This is a genomic window from Microbacterium halotolerans (assembly GCF_003569805.1).
In the GTDB taxonomy this organism is placed as follows: Bacteria; Actinomycetota; Actinomycetes; order Actinomycetales; family Microbacteriaceae; genus Microbacterium; species Microbacterium halotolerans.
In genome coordinates, this window is record NZ_KZ984051.1 from 1,108,240 (window position 1) to 1,125,650 (window position 17,411).

General features: G+C 67.4%; 16 protein-coding genes. 7 read left to right on the forward strand and 9 right to left on the reverse strand.

The window, feature by feature from the left end:
- The first annotated feature begins 146 nt into the window (after nt 1–146).
- The 4 genes from DZG09_RS04955 to DZG09_RS04970 all read left to right on the forward strand — a co-directional run bounded on the left by DZG09_RS04955 (nt 147) and on the right by DZG09_RS04970 (nt 5,543).
- Nucleotides 147–2,669 (forward strand): ATP-dependent Clp protease ATP-binding subunit, encoded by a 2,523-nt coding sequence (locus tag DZG09_RS04955; RefSeq protein ID WP_119696552.1) that lies wholly within the window; start codon nt 147–149, stop codon nt 2,667–2,669.
- Nucleotides 2,670–3,004: 335 nt separating this feature from the next.
- On the forward strand, nt 3,005–3,556 hold the full coding sequence (locus DZG09_RS04960; protein WP_119696553.1) for an RNA polymerase sigma factor: 552 nt from the start codon (nt 3,005–3,007) through the stop codon (nt 3,554–3,556).
- Complete coding sequence (locus tag DZG09_RS04965) at nt 3,556–4,653, forward strand: DUF4349 domain-containing protein (protein WP_119696554.1); 1,098 nt, start codon at nt 3,556–3,558, stop codon at nt 4,651–4,653. The genes DZG09_RS04960 and DZG09_RS04965 overlap by 1 nt, the downstream gene beginning before the upstream one ends.
- 143 nt (nt 4,654–4,796) lie before the next feature.
- Nucleotides 4,797–5,543, forward strand: coding sequence for a hypothetical protein (locus tag DZG09_RS04970; RefSeq protein WP_119696555.1), 747 nt, complete (start codon nt 4,797–4,799; stop codon nt 5,541–5,543).
- Nucleotides 5,544–5,824: 281 nt separating this feature from the next.
- Here DZG09_RS04970 and DZG09_RS04975 read toward each other — a convergent pair whose 3' ends face one another.
- From DZG09_RS04975 to DZG09_RS05010, 8 genes are all read right to left on the reverse strand, one after another.
- On the reverse strand, nt 5,825–6,511 hold the full coding sequence (locus DZG09_RS04975; protein WP_119696556.1) for a response regulator: 687 nt from the start codon (nt 6,509–6,511) through the stop codon (nt 5,825–5,827).
- Complete coding sequence (locus DZG09_RS04980; RefSeq protein WP_119696557.1) at nt 6,508–7,686, reverse strand: sensor histidine kinase; 1,179 nt, start codon at nt 7,684–7,686, stop codon at nt 6,508–6,510. The genes DZG09_RS04975 and DZG09_RS04980 overlap by 4 nt, the downstream gene beginning before the upstream one ends.
- 22 nt (nt 7,687–7,708) lie before the next feature.
- Nucleotides 7,709–8,521 carry an ABC transporter permease gene (locus DZG09_RS04985; RefSeq protein WP_119696558.1) on the reverse strand — a complete coding sequence of 271 codons (813 nt, stop codon included), beginning with the start codon at nt 8,519–8,521 and terminating at the stop codon, nt 7,709–7,711.
- The gene (locus tag DZG09_RS04990) at nt 8,518–9,435 is read right to left on the reverse strand and encodes an ABC transporter ATP-binding protein (RefSeq protein ID WP_119696559.1); all 918 of its coding nucleotides are present in this window, start codon (nt 9,433–9,435) and stop codon (nt 8,518–8,520) included. Before DZG09_RS04990 ends, DZG09_RS04985 begins: the two co-directional genes overlap by 4 nt.
- A gap of 233 nt (nt 9,436–9,668) precedes the next feature.
- Nucleotides 9,669–10,445: a hypothetical protein gene (locus tag DZG09_RS04995; protein ID WP_119696560.1), complete on the reverse strand. Its 777-nt coding sequence runs from the start codon at nt 10,443–10,445 to the stop codon at nt 9,669–9,671.
- A gap of 85 nt (nt 10,446–10,530) precedes the next feature.
- Entirely contained in the window at nt 10,531–10,914 is a 384-nt protein-coding gene (locus DZG09_RS05000; protein ID WP_119696561.1) for a RidA family protein, read from the reverse strand.
- A gap of 28 nt (nt 10,915–10,942) precedes the next feature.
- Entirely contained in the window at nt 10,943–12,427 is a 1,485-nt protein-coding gene (locus DZG09_RS05005) for an MFS transporter (protein WP_205529064.1), read from the reverse strand.
- Complete coding sequence (locus DZG09_RS05010) at nt 12,424–13,707, reverse strand: metal-dependent hydrolase family protein (protein ID WP_119696562.1); 1,284 nt, start codon at nt 13,705–13,707, stop codon at nt 12,424–12,426. The genes DZG09_RS05005 and DZG09_RS05010 overlap by 4 nt, the downstream gene beginning before the upstream one ends.
- Before the next feature lie 122 nt (nt 13,708–13,829).
- On the opposite strand from DZG09_RS05010, the gene DZG09_RS05015 reads away from it, so the two are divergent.
- Nucleotides 13,830–14,843: an Lrp/AsnC family transcriptional regulator gene (locus DZG09_RS05015; protein WP_162893164.1), complete on the forward strand. Its 1,014-nt coding sequence runs from the start codon at nt 13,830–13,832 to the stop codon at nt 14,841–14,843.
- Here the strand turns inward: DZG09_RS05015 and DZG09_RS05020 are convergent.
- The gene (locus DZG09_RS05020) at nt 14,834–15,454 is read right to left on the reverse strand and encodes a TetR/AcrR family transcriptional regulator (RefSeq protein ID WP_119696564.1); all 621 of its coding nucleotides are present in this window, start codon (nt 15,452–15,454) and stop codon (nt 14,834–14,836) included. The genes DZG09_RS05015 and DZG09_RS05020 overlap by 10 nt on opposite strands.
- Before the next feature lie 101 nt (nt 15,455–15,555).
- Here DZG09_RS05020 and DZG09_RS05025 point away from each other — a divergent pair, with 101 nt between their 5' ends.
- Both DZG09_RS05025 and DZG09_RS05030 read left to right on the forward strand, forming a co-directional pair.
- On the forward strand, nt 15,556–16,410 hold the full coding sequence (locus DZG09_RS05025) for an enoyl-CoA hydratase/isomerase family protein (RefSeq protein ID WP_119696565.1): 855 nt from the start codon (nt 15,556–15,558) through the stop codon (nt 16,408–16,410).
- A gap of 97 nt (nt 16,411–16,507) precedes the next feature.
- Nucleotides 16,508–17,161, forward strand: a complete 654-nt coding sequence (locus DZG09_RS05030) for a TetR/AcrR family transcriptional regulator (RefSeq protein WP_240423705.1) — start codon at nt 16,508–16,510, stop codon at nt 17,159–17,161.
- Nucleotides 17,162–17,411 lie beyond the last annotated feature (250 nt).

Below are 17,411 nucleotides of genomic sequence, written 5' to 3' on the forward strand. Positions count from 1 at the left end.
TCCGGCGGGGGACCGCAACCGGACGTCATCCGGATATGCCCAGGGCGAACACGGCGCCATGGGCGGCCGTGTCTCGTTACCGTTGAATCACGGCGTCGGGTGTACTTCGGCACCCGGCGCAAAAGGCCTCGTGCCCAAGGAGTGACATGTTCGAGAGATTCACCGACCGTGCCCGTCGTGTGGTTGTGCTCGCCCAAGAAGAGGCGAAGATGCTCAACCACAACTACATCGGCACCGAGCACATCCTGCTCGGCCTCATCCACGAGGGCGAGGGTGTCGCCGCGAAGGCGCTCGAGTCTCTCGGCGTCTCGCTCGACGGCGTGCGCGAGCGGGTGCAGGACATCATCGGCCAGGGTCAGCAGCAGCCCACGGGGCACATCCCCTTCACGCCGCGTGCGAAGAAGGTGCTCGAACTGTCTCTGCGCGAAGCGCTGCAGCTCGGCCACAACTACATCGGCACGGAGCACATCCTGCTCGGCCTCATCCGTGAGGGCGAGGGGGTCGCCGCCCAGGTGCTGGTGCAGCTCGGCGCGGACCTGAACAAGGTGCGCCAGCAGGTCATCCAGCTGCTCAGCGGATACCAGGGGAAGGAGCCGGTCACCTCCGGCGCCCCGCAGGAGCAGGGTCAGCAGGGCCAGGGCGGCTCGCAGGTGCTCGACCAGTTCGGCCGCAACCTCACGCAGGCCGCGCACGACAACAAGCTCGACCCGGTCATCGGGCGCGAGAAGGAGATCGAGCGCGTGATGCAGATCCTCTCGCGCCGCTCGAAGAACAACCCCGTTCTCATCGGCGAACCCGGCGTCGGCAAGACGGCCGTCGTCGAGGGCCTCGCCCAGGCCATCGTCAAGGGCGATGTGCCCGAGACCCTGAAGGACAAGCAGGTCTACTCGCTCGACCTGGGTTCGCTGATCGCCGGGTCGCGCTACCGCGGTGACTTCGAGGAGCGCCTGAAGAAGGTCACCAAGGAGATCCGCACGCGCGGCGACATCATCGTCTTCATCGATGAGATCCACACGCTCGTCGGCGCTGGTGCGGCCGAGGGCGCGATAGACGCCGCCAGCATCCTGAAGCCGCTGCTCGCTCGCGGCGAGCTGCAGACGGTCGGTGCCACCACGCTCGACGAGTACCGCAAGCACTTCGAGAAGGACGCCGCTCTCGAGCGCCGCTTCCAGCCGATCCAGGTCAACGAGCCGGCGCTGCCGCACGCGATCAACATCCTCAAGGGTCTGCGCGACCACTACGAGGCGTTCCACAAGGTGCAGATCACCGACGGCGCGGTCGTCGCGGCCGCGAACCTCGCTGACCGCTACATCCAGGACCGCTTCCTTCCGGACAAGGCCATCGACCTGATCGACGAGGCAGGCGCCCGCCTGCGCCTGTCGATCCTGTCGTCGCCGCCCGAGCTGCGTGAGTTCGACGAGAAGATCGCCGACGTGCGCGAGAAGAAGGAAGCCGCCAGCGAGGAGCAGGACTTCGAGAAGGCCGCCGCCCTGCGCGACGAGGAGAAGCAGCTGCTCGGTGAGCGCCTGCGCCTCGAGAAGCAGTGGCGCTCCGGAGACATCGAGACCCCTGCCACGGTCGACGAGGGACTGATCGCCGAAGTGCTGGCCCAGGCCACGGGCATCCCGGTGTTCAAGCTCACCGAGGAGGAGACCAGCCGTCTCGTCTTCATGGAGCGTGCGCTGCACGAGCGCGTCATCGGCCAGGAGGAGGCGATCGCCGCACTGTCGAAGACGATCCGTCGTCAGCGTGCCGGTCTCAAGGACCCGAAGCGTCCGTCCGGCTCGTTCATCTTCGCCGGTCCCACGGGCGTCGGCAAGACCGAGCTCGCCAAGGCGCTCGCGGAGTTCCTGTTCGACGACGAGGACGCCCTGATCTCGCTCGACATGAGCGAGTTCGGCGAGAAGCACACCGTCTCGCGTCTGTTCGGCGCACCTCCCGGGTTCGTCGGGTTCGAAGAGGGCGGTCAGCTCACTGAGAAGGTGCGCCGCAAGCCGTTCTCGGTTGTGCTGTTCGACGAGATCGAGAAGGCGCACCCCGACATCTTCAACTCGCTGCTGCAGATCCTCGAGGAGGGTCGCCTGACCGACGGTCAGGGCCGCATCGTCGACTTCAAGAACACGGTCATCATCATGACGACCAACCTCGGTTCGTCGGCGATCGCCGGCGGTCCGGTCGGCTTCCAGGTCGAGGGCAACGAGCAGACGTCGTACGACCGGATGAAGGGCAAGGTCGACGAGGAGCTTAAGCGCCACTTCAAGCCCGAGTTCCTCAACCGTGTCGACGACGTGATCGTCTTCCCGCAGCTGTCGAAGCCAGAGCTCGTGCAGATCGTCGACCTGTTCCTGAAGCGGCTCAACGAGCGGCTGCTGGATCGTGACATGACGATCGAGATGTCGCAGCCCGCCAAGGAGCGTCTCATCGAGATCGGCTTCGATCCGGCGCTCGGTGCCCGGCCGCTGCGCCGCGCGATGCAGCAGGAGGTCGAGGACCAGCTCTCCGAGCGCATCCTCGCCGGAACGCTCGAGACGGGTCACCACATCAAGGTCGACGTCGAGGATCGGAAGTTCACGTTCGAGAACGCCCCGCGCGGCGAGCGCGTCGCGGTCGGGGTGAACGCCGGAGGCACGATCACCAACTCGCCGCAGATCGCCGCCCTCGGCGAGTAAGGCATCCGGAGCCCCACCGTCCCGCGGACGGTGGGGCTCCGTCGTGCGCCGGGGCATCCGGGGCTGCCGGCGTCTGCGCGGCGGGGCACCTGGCCTTGCCGCCTGCCCGGCGAGAGGTGCTGAGCCGCGGCACTATCGCCGAGATGCGGCAGAACCGCGCGGATTCTGCAGTGCCCCGGCGATTCTGCAGTGTCTCGGGCGCGGCTCTGCTTCGCACCCGCACCCTCGCCCGGCGTCCGGAACGAACGGCCGGGAACGCCGACCGAAACCGATCTGAGACGATCGTGCCCTTCCCGACACCTGCATAGTGAGAGACGATGACAGCGAGGGTGGTCATGACCGAGAACTCGAGCGATGCGGCACTGATCGCCGCGGCCGCGGGCGGCAGCGAGATCGCCTTCCGCGAGCTGTTCCGCGCCTATGTGAAGCCCGTGTTCTGGGTGGCGCACGGCCTGCTCGGCGACCGCGGCGATGCCGAGGACGCCGCGCAGGAGACGTTCGCGACCGCGTGGCGCAAGCTCGACGGCTTCGATCTGGCGGGCGAATCGGCGCTGCCGTGGCTGGCGACCATCTGTCGCAATGTGTCGGCCAACCGCATCCGGATGCGCCGGCGCGAGCGTGAGCACACGGCGGGTCCTGTGGACGAGCGTCAGCCCGACACGGTCGACGTCGAGCAGCAGGTGATCGACCAGGCCCTCGCCGATCGCATCACGGACGAAGTCGAGCGCATGTCGGAGGACGACAGGCGCATCTTCGCCCTCTGCGTGGCCGAGGGATATGCCTACCAAGCCGCAGCCGACGAGCTGGGGATCGCCCACGGCGCCGTGAGGAATCGTCTCTCTCGAATCAGAACGCGGCTGCGTTCCGTCGTGAGGGAGGAAGCGTGATGAACGTCACCGAGCAGCACACCGACGAGGCTCCGGATCTGCCTGAGCTGTCCGAGGACGCCGTCGATCGCATCGAGGCCGGAGTCTTCTCCGACATCGCGCGCGGCCGGGAGGACGACCGGCGCCGCGCCCGCAGACGCAGGGGATGGATCGGCGGGAGCGTCGGGGTCGCAGCGGCGCTCGTGGTCGGAGCCGTCGTCGCACCGGCGGTGATGTCGGGCATCGGGCTGACGAACGGCGCGGCCGACTCGGCAAGCACCGAGGCGGGGGAGCCCGGGGGCGGCGAGTCCCACGAAGTCGCGCCGGAGGAGCCTATCGCGAGCGACGACGCAATCGAATCGAGCGGTTCCGCGGTGGTCGAGGAGAACTCGGACGGGTCCGGCGCAACCGAGGAGGACCGTCTGGTCATCCGGAACGGCTCGGCTGTGCTGGTGGTCGACGACGTGCTCGACGCGTCCGATGCGCTGACGGCGCTCGCCGCGGAGCACGACGGCTACGTCGAAGAGATCGGTTCGTCGAGTGACGAGTATCGGTATGACGCGGAGACCGGCGAGGAGGTCGCCGCAACCGGCGTGCGCACCGGATGGGTGTCGCTGCGCATTCCCGCCGATCAGCTCGACGAGGTGCGGCAGGCGCTGAGCGACGTCGGCGAGGTGACCAGCACGCAGATCTCCGAATCGGATGTGACGGGGCAGGCGATCGACCTGGAGGCCCGGATCGACACGGCGAAGTCGTCGGTCGAACGGCTCACCGAGCTGATGGAGCAGGCCGGATCGGTCAGCGACCTGCTCGACGCGGAGACGGTTCTGACCGAGCGACAGGCGCAGCTCGAGTCGTACCAGCGCGAGCTGGAGCACCTCGAGGATCGGGTCGCGATGTCGAGCCTGCACGTCGAGCTGACGCGGGACCGCGAGGTCGCTGAGACCGACCCGGCCGGCTTCGGCGACGGCTTGGTCAGCGGATGGAACGGGCTGATCGGGTTCTTCAACGGCCTCGTCATCGCCATCGGGTTCATGCTGCCGTGGCTCGGCGTGATCGCCGTCGCCGGGCTGGTGGTCTGGATCATCATCCGGATCGTGCGCCGTCGCAGCGCCTGAGGCCGGGCACGATCGCTGCGCCCCCACCGGGTGCTCAGGAACAGGTGCGCCCGGTTCGAAGGACAGTCACGCCTCATCGAGACGATCAACGAGCTCGACAAGGCCGATATCCGTGGCTCAGCTTCCTCTGAGAGGCTGGAGACGTGTCTGACAAGAGGGAACCGGGAGCGCTGCGCTACGCGCGGCGTCTGAAGAGCCGCCGAGATCTGCGCCTGTCGCAGATCGAGTATCAGATTGCGACCGACGTCCCCGCGTTCAGGGCTCGCTTGGAGTGGGCGACGTTCGCGCCGATTCTCGGGGTGATCCTCACGGTGATGACGTTCGGCGCCGTGGCGACGATCGGTCCGCAGGGCGCGATTCCGGGGATCGTGGGGACGACGGGTCTCAGCAGCGCGCCCATGGACGACGAGCTGCGCGACGTGCTCATGCCGCTCAGCTTCTTCCTCGGCATCGCGGGACTGCTGGTCTTCCTCGTCGAGTGGAAGAGGCTCGGCCGCACGCGTGAGGGCGTGGCGATCATCGTCGCGGCGATCGCCCTGATCACGGACGTCGCGATCCTCAACTGGTTCTTCTCGGGTGAAGGCGAGGGGCTGCTGGCCTTCGTTCTCGCCTGCGTCAACGGCCTGCTGGCAGTCGCCGTCATCATCATCCATGCGTTCGTCTCGCCCGGTGGATCAGCAGAAGTCGCCCGCCACGAGCAGGTGGCGGATCTGCTCCGGACTCTGCCCGACGACGAGCAGCGGCGCGCGCTCGACGAGCGCGCCGAAGCCCTGTCGATCCTCGTTGAGCGCGGAATGACGGATGGTCGCGTCCGCTCGGCCGCTGACGCTCTGCCTCTGGGGGAACTCTGGACGGCGGAGCGGAAGCACAGGGGAAAGCGGCGGCGATGAACGGCGGCATGCCCGAGATGATGGCCGCGCGCGAAATAGGCTGGATCCGCCGCGAAAGCGGCGGGACACGGGGGTACCGGTGGGTCGGACGACGAGGCGCGCGTGTGTGCGGTGATCGCCGCGGCGACGGCGTCGCTCGCGACATGCGGGTGTCCGGGCTATCCCCCGACCGTGTTCGAGGGCACCGCGGCAGTCGTCGCGTGGGACGGGGCCCTGACGAGCGTCAACGCGGCCAGCGCGAGCGGCGCGACGCCCGGATATGTGGGGACGCGCTCCGGGGCCTAAGCATCCACGAGGCCGGCGCGGAAGGCGAGAATGACGGCCTGCACACGGTCGCGGGCGCCGATCTTGGTGAAGATCCGGCCCACATAGCTCTTCACCGTGGACTCGGCGAGGAACAGTCGCCTGGCGATCTCGGCGTTCGTCAGGCCCTGCCCGATGGCGACGAGGATATCTCGTTCGCGGGCAGTGAGCTGCGCGACCGTCACGTCTTCGCGGGGTGTCGAGTGCTGCTCGGAACCATCGGATGCGAGGCGGTGCAGCAGGCGACGAGTCGCGCTGGGAGCGATCACAGCGTCGCCCGCGGCGACAGCACGGATCGCAGAGAGGAGGTCGCCGGGCTCGGCGTCCTTGGTCAGGAAGCCGCTGGCGCCGGCCTCGAGCCCGGCGAGCACGTATTCGTCGAGGTCGAAGGTGGTCAGCAGGAGCACTCGCGGACCCGATTCTCCGAAGTGCTCGACGATCAGACGCGTGGCGGCGATACCGTCGAGGCTCGGCATGCGGATGTCCATCAGCACGACATCAGGACGCAGCTTCTCGGTCAGCCGCACGGCATCGCCGCCGTCGGCGGCTTCGCCGACCACCTCGATGTCCGGCTGTCCGCCGAGGAACATCTTCATGCCCATCCGCTGCAGCGACTGGTCGTCGGCGATCAGCGTCCGAACGGGGGCTGGTCGTGATTGCGTCATCGTCCCTCGCTCCGTTTCCGCCACGCGGTGTCCTCCAAGGGAATGCGCGCCCACACGCGCCAACCGCTGACTGTCGGACCGGCCTCGAAACCGCCGCCGTACGCCTCGACCCTCTCGCGCATGCCCAGGATCCCGTGTCCCTTCGCAGTCGTCGGCGCGGTGCCGACACCGTTGTCGGACACCGTCACTACGACGGCGTCCGGTTCCCGCGCGACCCCGACCGACGCGCGAGCCCGCTGTCCGGCATGCCGTAGGACGTTGGTGAGCGATTCCTGCACGATCCGGTAGACAGCCAGCTGTCGTCCGGTGTCGAGCCCGCCCAGGTCGCCGCTCTGCCGCAGCACGACCTCCATGCCGGTGCCTCGCATCGCGTCGAGCAGAGGAGCCAGGTCACTGAGCCCTGGCTGCGGGCTGAGCGGCGCGCCGTCCGCACTGGCGTCGTGCCGCAGCACGCTGAGCACACGGTGCACCTCCCGTACCGACGACCGACTCACCTCCCCGATGGCTTCGAAGGCGCGAACGGCGTCGTCCGGCGAGGTACGCGCGGCCACAGTTCCTCCCGCGGAAAGCGAGGTGATCACGGAGAGATTGTGCCCGATGACATCATGCATCTCCTGCGCGAGCCGCGACCGTTCGGCGACGGCGGCGGCTCGGGCGATCTCAGCCTGCTCAGCCGCGAGCCGGTCGCGTCGCCCGCGCAGCTGCAGTCCGAGCAGGAACGATGCGGTGCTCATCCCGACGACCGCCACGGCGAGGCTGATGCGTTCGCGGGACTCCGTGAGACCGACGTCCGGAGGCGCGATCAGCGCAAATGCGGTCACGATCGCCATGATGACGGACGCGGTCGCGATGACGGTGCGCCGACTCTCACGCATCGCAGTGCCGAACAACAGCACCCAGATCGCGAGATACAGCCATGGCGGAGGCGCGCCGGTGAGCAGGGTGCCGACAGTAGCGACCACGATTCCCACGAACGCGACGAGGAGGGCGATGAACGGACGTCGGCGGTGGAACGCGACTGCGACGTGGACGACCGTGAAGATCGCAAGTCCGAGCGGCCCGAGACCAGGGCCGGCGTTGTACGAGATCAGCGCCACAAGCGTCGCAAGCCCCAGATCCCACCACAAGGGATGGCGCCGGTCGAAGGCGCGCACCCCCCGCAGCGGATCGGTCATGATGACATCCTCACATCGCTCGTCACACGTCGCGGCTCTTCAGCAACCACCACGACGAACAACCGAGCGCCACGAGCCAGGCGATCAGCACCACCACAGCGGTCCCCATACCGTACGGCTCGCTGCTCAGCCCCGCCGCGCGCATCACGTTGATCGCCGCAAGAGGCATGTAGTCGACGGCACCGGCCAGCTCTCCTGGCAGGAAGGCGGGGAAGATCTGCGGCCCCATCTGGAAGACACCGAAGTACAGCGCGATCGCGGCGGCGGCGTTGCGGACCAGGCCCCCGAGCAGGATCCCGAACAGCGCACCGTACGGCAGTACGAGCGTGCCGCACAGGACGCCCCAGAACATCGCCGGGTCGAACAACGACAGCCCCTGTGCCGACGGCACCGTGCCCGCGATCTGCAGCAGCAGGTACAGCAGCACTGAGGTGACTGCGGCGAGCACTGCCGTCACGGCGGTCAGCACGGCCATCTTCGCGAGCAGCACACCAGTGCGCCGCGGCACGGCGACCACGCTGCCGCGGATCGTTCCGCTGCTGTACTCGCTGGTGACGGTCAGCACGCCGAGGATGACCAGGACGAGCATACCGACCGGGTAGATGGCGGTGAAGCCGAACGGGATGTCCCCTGCCTCGTCGCCGCCGAGCATGTTTCCGTCGAAGATCATGTAGCCGCACAGGCCGATCACCAGTGCGAACGCCGCGGCGAGCGTGATCCAGAGAGAGCGGACGGACCAGAGCTTGGTCCATTCCGAGCGCAGCACCCCTGCGGCACTGATCCGGGTTCCGGCGAGGTCGACTGCGGGAGCGGCGGGCAGAGTGGCGGCGCTCATCGGGCGACCTCCTGGGACGTGCCGTACTCAACGGCGTTGCGGGTGATCTGCATGAAGGCCTCCTCGAGGGAGATGCGGCGGGTGGTCAGTTCGTGGAGCGTGAAGCCACGGGCGCCGGCGAACTCGCCGATCTCACGCGCGGAGCGGCCCTGCACGTCGAGCGTCTCGCGATCGGGCGAAGTCACTGTGACGTCGGCACCCTGCAGTGCAGCAGCCAAGTCGGCTGCATCCGGGGTCACAACGCGCACCGTGCTGGGTGCGACCGAAGAGACGACGTCCGATACGGACCCGGATGCCAGCAGCCGCCCCTGGCCGATCACCACGAGGTCATCAGCGATCAGCGACAGTTCGCTCATCAGATGCGAGGAGAGGAACACCGTGCGCCCGCTCGCGGCGAGATCGGACAGCATCCGCCGGATCCACAGCACACCGTCGGGATCGAGGCCGTTGACCGGCTCGTCCAAGACGAGCACCCTCGGATCGCCCAGCAGCGCTGCCGCGATGCCGAGTCGCTGCCCCATACCGAGGGAGAAGCCGCCCGCTCGCTTGCGCGCAACGGAGCTCAATCCCACCATCTCGAGAACCTCGCCGACACGTGCGGCCGGGATCCGGTGAGTCTGCGCTATCGCGAGCAGGTGGTGGTAGGCGCTGCGGCCGGGATGGACGGCCTTGGCGTCGACCAGCACGCCCACGTGCCGCAACGGGTCGGGCAGGTCCCAGTAGCACTGCCCGTCGACGGTGATGGAGCCGGAAGTCGGCTCGTCCAGGCCCACGAGCATGCGCATCGTGGTGGACTTGCCTGCACCGTTCGGGCCCAGGAAGCCGGTGACGACGCCTGGGCGAACGGCGAAGGAGAGGTCTGCGACGGCGGTCTTCCCGCCATATCGCTTGGTCAGATGCTCTGCAACGATCATGCTTCTCACGTTAGGAACATGCGGTCTCCCGCACATCCGTCGCCGGTATCCTCTCCGGTTGCGTTCCCTACCACGGAAGGAGTCCCGTGGTACCGGGTCGGCGGTGGTGCTCTCGCCGACTGAGGAGAGGTGTCCTATCCGGAAGACGGCGATCCGATGTGGGTTGCCACCGGGCGGAGAGGCATCTCCTCGATCATGCTCACTGCGGAGAAGGGCCGGTCAAGCTCGGCAGGTTATGGCCGAGAGGGCACGCCGATCGCGTCGGCCCAGGCGAGGATCCGACCGCCGAAGCCTGTGAAAGCGCTCCGCCGCAGCGCCCCAGAGGAATCGATGTGCCGATCACCTGCGAGGCCATACGGGCGCAGGACGCCGACGACGAGGGGCCGCGCGACGCCGACGAGTTCGGCTGACAGACATCGCGTGAGTGCGACCGTTCCGTGCACCGGAGGCGCGGAACGCTTACGGTTGCCCGCGGGCGCGTGGTCGCCCCGATCATGGTTCCAGATCTCGATGGGGGTGTGGGCTGGAGCGACGATCCTCGCCTCTACCAGGAGGTCGCCGGAGCCGCCGTCGCGAACCGCATACGCCGCGCCGAGACGCAGCGCAGCGACGACGATCCAGGCGACCGCGCCTTCGCCGACTGCCCACACCTCCTCGCCGTCCACAGGGCTCTCCCGCCGCGCACCGATGGCGAGTGCGATGAACGAGGAGCCGTCTCGCCCGAATTCCGCGCGATACCGCGGGCCCGGAGCATCCGTGGACCCGGCGGGCAGGAAGACGATCTGTTCAGCCCCGACGAGCTGCGCCCCGTTCGCGACGGGGATCGGGGCCGGCCACTGCGAGATCTCCTCGCGGATCCATGCCGCGAGCTCAGCGGGCTCTGTCGTGAGCTGTGCCTCATCAACAGGTGCGGCGGCGAGGACGAACCAAGCGGAATCCTCGTCGAGTTCCGAGAGATCCCCGACCAGGTGCACCCGGTCTTCCGCCTTCACGAGGTCGGTGCGGCTCATGCGTGAGCACCGCGGCGACGGCCGGCGTGCACGGGCCGATGGAGCGCACTCTGCGGATTGCGAGGGAATGAGAGCCCAGACCGACTCATTCCTGCAGGCTCCGCACCGCAATCGCGTCGAACTCGACACGGGCAGCATAGGGGAGCTCTGCGACCGCTATGCATGTGCGGGCGGGAAGAGGCTCCGGCAGTGATCGCTGGTACACCTCGTCCATCGCGTTCCGGTCGGACATCGAGGCAAGGTACACGGTGATCTTCGCGACGTCCTGCAGGCCGAGGCCGACCGTGGCGAGATGAGCGGCCAGGTTGGCAAAGGCCTGCCTGGTCTGGCCGACGACACCGCCTTCGACGAGGGCGCCGTCGGCCAGACCGAGCTGCCCAGAGACGAACACGAGTCCGGACGGGGTCTGGCGAACCGAGCTGTACGGATGGCGTGCCTGCGCGGGGCTGGTGGGTGCAGAGTGCGTCATGGTTCTCCTGGGTGGTGTGGCTGCGCGATCAGAGGTGGCTCATGGAAGTCGTCTCGGTGCCCATGACGGCGACCCGGCCACGCATCCGGCGGATCAGGAACACTGCCGGGATCGCCGCGACGACGAACACCCCGCCGATGGTGGCGATGTAGGAGAAGATGCCGACCACGGAGTTGACGCTCTCCCCGTCGACGACGATGGCGGTGCCGCCGAGGATCGCCGACCCGACGAAGTTCATCGTCACCGACCCGACGGCGATCATGACCATGATCATGCTGGACACGGTCGCCTGTCGCTCCTTCGGCGCGAGGATCGAGGCCAGATTGAAGCCGGAGGTGACGAGGTTGCCGGCCGTCAGGCTCAGCAGGAACGACGCGGGCACGGCCACCGCAAGGTTGTTCGGGCCGTCGCCGAAGAGCATGAGCGCGGTTGCCAGCGTGCCGGTGAGGATCGCGACACCGAGGCACCAGGCCGGGCCGACGCGCTTGGCGATGTAGCCGGCGCCGATGCCGCCGAGAGCGATGCCGATGGAAGGGACCCCGAACAACAGACCCAACGCCAGAGGGCTCGCGAGCCCGTATCCGAGGCCCTCGTCGGGGGAGACGTCTACGAGCATGCTGATCAGCTGCAGCTTGCTCTGGTAGGCGCCGGTGCCCATCACCACGACGAGCAGGCCGAGGCCGAGTGCCAGTGAGATGCCGCGGATATCGATGATGGGCTCCGGCCGGCGGCTCAGTGCGAAGAACCAGAACAGCAGCGCAGCCGCTCCCAATGCGAGCACGAGGAGAGACCCGACACCTGCCCACCCGATCACCTGGCCGAGGCTGATGTAGCCGAGCACACCCGCGAGCCCGATGCCGAGGACGATCGCGCCGAGGACGTCGACTCTGCCGGGCGTGCGGTTGCGACTCTCGGGAACCACGAGACGCACGAGCAGTGCGGCCACGATGGCGAACGATCCCGAGATCACGAACACCGCCTGCCAGCCGAATATCTCGATCACCGGTTCGAGGATGAACGGCGTCGCGATGCCGAACAGTGCGGATCCGGTGGTGACGATGCCGGTGACTCCCAGCGCGAACTTCGGCGCGCAGATATCGCGGATGATCGCGACGGTCAGAAACAGGGACGCGACTGCAGCGCCTTGCAGGAGTCGTCCGACCACGAACACCCATAGGACCGGCGCGGACAGACAGACGACGCTGCCGATGGCCGCGACGAGCAGGGTGATCACGAGTACGCGGCGCTTGCCGTAGATATCTGCGCTCTTGCCGAGCAGCGGCGACCACATGGCACCGGCGAGCATCGCACTTGCTCCGACCCACGCGAACTGGTTCGTGTCGAACGCCCGTGCGAGATGAGGGAGGACGTACGTCGGCGCCGCGAGGACGCTGTCGACCATCACGTTGACGAGGATCAGGATCGCGACGTAGGCGACGACACGCGCGGTCCAGCGTTCGTGGAGGGTGCCGATCGGTGTGCTGGTGGTGATGGGTTGACTGACGTCGGTCATGAGTGGCTTCTCTCTGCGTTGAGGGCGTCGACGGTCGGGTCGCCGAGACGAGTGGAGCGCACGACGCCCTGTTGGGCGACGAGGGTGATGCGGGCTGGGTCACCGAGCGCGCGAATGTCTTTCAGAGGATCGGTCGCGCACAGAACGACGTCGGCCAGGCGACCCGGCTGAAGGGTGCCGAGCCGATCGTCGACGCCGAGCAGGCGGGCGCTCGTCGCGGTCGCGGCGCGGATGGCATCGATCGGTGACATCCCGAGCTCGACGAGGTAGGTCAGCTCGAGGGGGTTCTCGCCGTGCGGAGTGATACCGGCATCGGTTCCCACGGCGATCTGGACTTTCTGCTCGATCGCGCGAGCGATGTTCTCCTTCGCGATGCCGTTCCAGCGCAGCTTCTTCTGGTATCTCCATGGCGTGGTCTCAGACGGGTCAAGCGGCTGGAAGACGGCCGAGAGGGTGGGGACGAGAAACGCGTCGCGCTCACCGAGGGCGTCTATTCCCTCCTGCTCGATTCCGAAACCGTGTTCGATCGACCGGACGCCGTTGCGGGCGGCTGCGAGGATGCCAGCCCTGCCCTGGGCGTGCGAGGCGACCGCACGCCCACCGTGTCTGCCTGCTTCGTCCACGACCGCCCGGATCTCGTCGTCCAGCAGATCCTGGTCGTCTGGATCATCGCGAGCGCTGCTGATGCCACCGCTCGTGCAGATCTTGATCACGTCCGCCCCGGCGCGCAGCAGCTCGCGGACCGCGACGCGAGCTTCCGTCGGGTCGTCTGCGATGACGCACGACTCCAAGTCGAGTCGCTTGCCGCTCGGGAGGGTGGTGTCCGCGTGGCCCCCGGTATGGCTGATCACGGCCACCGAGGTCTGGATTCGCGGACCTGCGATGCGCCCCGCTGCGACAGCGTCGCGAAAACCGACAGGGAGGGCGCCGAGGTCACGCACCGACGTGATGCCGGACTGCAGCGTGCTCTCCAGTCTGGTGACGGTGTCGAGCATCGTGAGCACTGGGTCGCTCATGAGCGCGACCTCCAGGATCGAGCGGTCCGAGGGCATGCCGAGGTGGGTGTGGCAGTCGAACAGTCCCGGCAGCAGAGTGCCGCCCCTGCCATCGATCTCCCGCTGACCGAATCGGATCGGAGGCGCCCCTGCGGCGGGGCCGGCATACGTGATGAGGCCGTTCTCGTCGGCTTCAAGCACGGCCTCCTCGACGGTATGGTCGCGGACGCCGTCGATGAGGCGGACGTTGCGGATCCGTAGAGCGGCGGTATCGGCGGTAGGCATAGCGCGGTCGATCCTTCGGGTTTCGGTGAGTGACAGCGACGCTAGAGTTGTCCACCATGGGTGCCGACAGATTGCATGAAATCTTCCGGAGAACCCATGATCATGCAAGAAAGGATCGCATCATGGCGCAGATCGAGGCTGACGAACTCGACATCGCAATCGTCGATGCCGTGCGCACGGCGCCGCGCGGCAGCTGGCGCGAGCTCGGGCTCGCGCTCGGTGTCGATCCATCGACTGTGAGCCGTCGGTGGACACGAATGGAGTCGTCGGGTGTCGCCTGGGTGACGGCGCATCCGTCAGGCAATGCCACCCCTGTGTGCGCGATGGTGGAGATCGACTGCGAGCCGGGCCGTTCGATCGAGGTGGCGCGTGGTCTCGCGCCCGACCGCGAGGCGGCGACGATCAGAGTCACCAGCGGCGCCCGCGACGTCATGGTCCTCGTGCAGGCGGCGACGTTCGAGGCCCTGTCGACTTATCTGCTGGGCCTCGTGCCGCGAGTCCCCGGCATCGCATGCGTCCGCAGCCACCTCCTGACCCACTCCGCTCTCGAGGCGAGTCACTGGCGGGACAGGGCCCTCAATCCGGAGCAGCAGCGTCGCCTGGTCGGCCGATCAGCGACAGGATCCGCCGTGACCGATGCGCTGGATGAGGTGGACCGCCGGATCGTCGCTGTGTTGCACGAGAACGGGAGGATGCAGTTGGAGCGGATCGCCGAACGTGTCGATGTGGGTCCTCTCGCCGTACGGCGGAGACTGACTCGTCTGCAGAGCGGCGGGCTGGTCACGTTGCGCTGTGACGTGGCGCACGAACTGTCCGGCCGTTCCGTGTGGGCAATGTACTTCGGTTCGCTTGACGCCCAGGACCTGGGTTCCGCCGCGGAGCGGCTTCGTGTGCTCCCTGGCATCCGCACCGTGAGCATCGCTGCGGGGCCGTTCAACGTCATAGTCGACGCCTGGCTGCGCTCAGCTCCGGAGGTGCATGATTTCGAACGGCGCCTAGGTCAAGAGCTGCCCGAGATGCGAATTCTGGATCGGATCGTCGTGCTGCAGATGACGAAGCTGCTCGGACGGGTGCTCGATGCGGATGGCCGCGCGGTGGGCATCGTGCCGCTGGCGGCCGACATGGCTCAGGAGTAAGCGCGCAGGAAGGCGGCGACACCGCTGTCGACGAGGTAGAGGATCTCTGTCTCGTTCGCCCCCGAGTCGAGCGCGTGCAGCGCCAGCTCGACGGTGAGGGCAGAGAAGTGCCGTGCGGCGAGTTCGGGGGCGTCGGTGCGCAAGGTGCCCTCCTCCGCCAACTGTGCGAATCGATCGGCGAGCATTCGTTCGGGGCGGTCGTTCGTGGTGAGCCCCAGGCGGGGCGCGGCGCGCTCTGCCGTGAGTCGTCGGAACGTCACGTAGCTCGACGAGGGGAAGGTGTCCGTGATGATGCGCCGCGCGAATGCCTCGAGCCCTTCGCGCAGGTTGCGTCCCGCCGACAGCTCTTCATCGATCGCGGCACCTGCCGCGGCCACGAGCAATGCGTGCACGCGCTCCACGGCGCGAAGATAGATCGCACCCTTCTCGCCGAAGTGGTCGTACATCGTCCGTTTCGAGACACCGGCCTGCGCAGCGATGGCATCCACGCTGGCCTGCTCGTAGCCATCCGCGAGAAAGCGGGCTTCGGCGGCATCGAGGATCGCCGCGCGCTTGGCTTCGGAGCGTCTGCGACGACCCGGTGTCTGCTCCTCGGCGATGACTCTGGACATGCGGACAAGCGTAGTCATTTACAAACCACACTGACCGGTGTACTTTATCGAGCACGCCTGAACGTCCGAGTCGGGCGACGAAGACATGGAGGTACTGCACAGTGGCATTCGATCCCGCAGCCGAGTGGGAGGGCTACCTCGCCCCGCCCGCGTTCGAGGAGTACTCAGTGAGGTATGCCGACTTCTTCAAGATGCGCCGGGAGAACGGCATCATCGAGGCCCGGCTGCACACGAACGACGGCCCGTACGTGCACACGCACGCCGCGCACAACGTCTGGCCGCGAGTCTGGCAGGACATCGGCAACGACCCGGAGAATCAGGTGCTGATCGTCACCGGCACCGGCGAGAAGTGGATGGTGGGGGACCCGAAGGGCCACAATCCGAAGCCGGCCTCTGACCTCGACCCGGATCTGCTGTACCAACGGTTCTACGACGGCTGGAAGGTCATCGAGAGCTTCGTCGGCAGCATCGACATCCCCACCATCGCCGTGGTGAACGGACCCGGCGTGCACACCGAGTTCGCTGTGCTGTCTGACATCACGCTCGCCGCTCCGGATGCCGACTTCATGGATCCGCACTTCTGGCTCGGCACCGCACCTGGTGATGGGCAGGCGCTGGCACTGCAGGCGCTGATGGGACCGAAGCGCGCCGCGTACTACATCTACGGGGCCAAGTCGATCCCCGCAGACAAGGCCCTCGAGTGGGGCGTGGTCAGCGACGTCCTGCCTCGGGAGCAGTTGATCGAGCGGGCCTGGGAGCTCGCCCGCTTCATCATGAAGCGCCCGCGCTTCGCCCGCTGGGCGGCACACAACATCCTCTCCCGGCCGCTCAAGAAGGCGGTCGCTGAGGACCTCGGTTTCCATATGCCTCACCAGTCGGTGGCGACGGTCGCGAGCAAGGCGCTCGTTCCGGATCCGGATCTGCTGAACGACTCGGAGGCGCGCACCCTGTTCTGAACCTACGGGAGGGGCGTGCTCGAGCGTCCGAGCTCGCCCCTCCCTGTCGACTCGGCGGTGCGGCGGTGCATGGATGCGTCTGGCTACCATGTTCCCTATGGCTTCGAGGACGCGCGCAGAGACGGTTCCTGCGACACCTTCCCGCAAGAGGCGACTGCGCAGCGACGCCATCCGGAACGAGCGCGAACTGGTGGCGGCCATGGGCTCACTGCTGAAAGAGAGCCCTCAGACGGCCACTATGCCCGCCGTTGCGAAGGCGGCGGGGCTGTCTCCGGCGACCGCCTATCGATACTTCCCCACGCTGGATGCCCTGCACCGCCGGTTCATGCTCAGCACGATCGAAGAACTGCAGGAGGCGACGGCTGATCTGCGTTCGTCTGGGTCTGAGCGATTCGGCGACGTCCTGCGATGCTGGCTCGACATCCTCAGTGAGTACGGGTCAGCGATGGTCCATGTGGCTTCGCGCGAGGGCTTTCTCACGCGCCTCAAGGCAGATGAGCCGCACACGCGCGCGATCAAGGCGGCATGGGGGGAGGCGATCAGCGGAATGCTGGCTGAATGCGGCGAAGAGCCGAGCATGCTCGACCTGGCTCTCGCCTTGTTCAACAGCATGGTGAACGCGCGCGAGATCCTTGATCTGCGCGCCTCCTCGGGTCTATCGGATGAACAGGTCGTCGCCTATCTCACCGCGGCCTTCGCCGGTGCACTCACTGGCCTGAGGGCCGTGCACTCGGGCGACTCGGAGCGCTGACCTTCGACGCGCGGGTGTGACCGGGCCGCCTTCGTCGTGTTCGCGCCATACTTCGCGACGACTCTGTTCCCCGGTGGCGCAGGTGCTGAGCGCCTGTCTCGTCTTCGCAATCAGCTTCATCGTTCGTCCCCTCGGTGCGGTGTTCATGGGAAGACGGTCGAGGACCGTCGCGGCCGGGACTTCGGGCGAGTCGCTGCGGCGATCGACTCGACGGCTGATGAGGCGGACAACGGCGCCCATGTGAGTTCCG

What these genes read in the sequence shown, in the direction of transcription:
- DZG09_RS04955 (WP_119696552.1), top strand. Translation starts at nt 147, where the DNA reads ATGTTCGAGAGATTCACCGACCGTGCCCGTCGTGTGGTTGTGCTCGCC.
- DZG09_RS04960 (WP_119696553.1), top strand. Translation starts at nt 3,005, where the DNA reads ATGACCGAGAACTCGAGCGATGCGGCACTGATCGCCGCGGCCGCGGGC.
- DZG09_RS04965 (WP_119696554.1), top strand. Translation starts at nt 3,556, where the DNA reads ATGAACGTCACCGAGCAGCACACCGACGAGGCTCCGGATCTGCCTGAG.
- DZG09_RS04975 (WP_119696556.1), bottom strand. Translation starts at nt 6,511, where the DNA reads ATGACGCAATCACGACCAGCCCCCGTTCGGACGCTGATCGCCGACGAC.
- DZG09_RS04980 (WP_119696557.1), bottom strand. Translation starts at nt 7,686, where the DNA reads ATGACCGATCCGCTGCGGGGGGTGCGCGCCTTCGACCGGCGCCATCCC.
- DZG09_RS04985 (WP_119696558.1), bottom strand. Translation starts at nt 8,521, where the DNA reads ATGAGCGCCGCCACTCTGCCCGCCGCTCCCGCAGTCGACCTCGCCGGA.
- DZG09_RS04990 (WP_119696559.1), bottom strand. Translation starts at nt 9,435, where the DNA reads ATGATCGTTGCAGAGCATCTGACCAAGCGATATGGCGGGAAGACCGCC.
- DZG09_RS04995 (WP_119696560.1), bottom strand. Translation starts at nt 10,445, where the DNA reads ATGAGCCGCACCGACCTCGTGAAGGCGGAAGACCGGGTGCACCTGGTC.
- DZG09_RS05000 (WP_119696561.1), bottom strand. Translation starts at nt 10,914, where the DNA reads ATGACGCACTCTGCACCCACCAGCCCCGCGCAGGCACGCCATCCGTAC.
- DZG09_RS05005 (WP_205529064.1), bottom strand. Translation starts at nt 12,427, where the DNA reads ATGACCGACGTCAGTCAACCCATCACCACCAGCACACCGATCGGCACC.
- DZG09_RS05010 (WP_119696562.1), bottom strand. Translation starts at nt 13,707, where the DNA reads ATGCCTACCGCCGATACCGCCGCTCTACGGATCCGCAACGTCCGCCTC.
- DZG09_RS05015 (WP_162893164.1), top strand. Translation starts at nt 13,830, where the DNA reads ATGGCGCAGATCGAGGCTGACGAACTCGACATCGCAATCGTCGATGCC.
- DZG09_RS05020 (WP_119696564.1), bottom strand. Translation starts at nt 15,454, where the DNA reads ATGTCCAGAGTCATCGCCGAGGAGCAGACACCGGGTCGTCGCAGACGC.
- DZG09_RS05030 (WP_240423705.1), top strand. Translation starts at nt 16,508, where the DNA reads ATGGCTTCGAGGACGCGCGCAGAGACGGTTCCTGCGACACCTTCCCGC.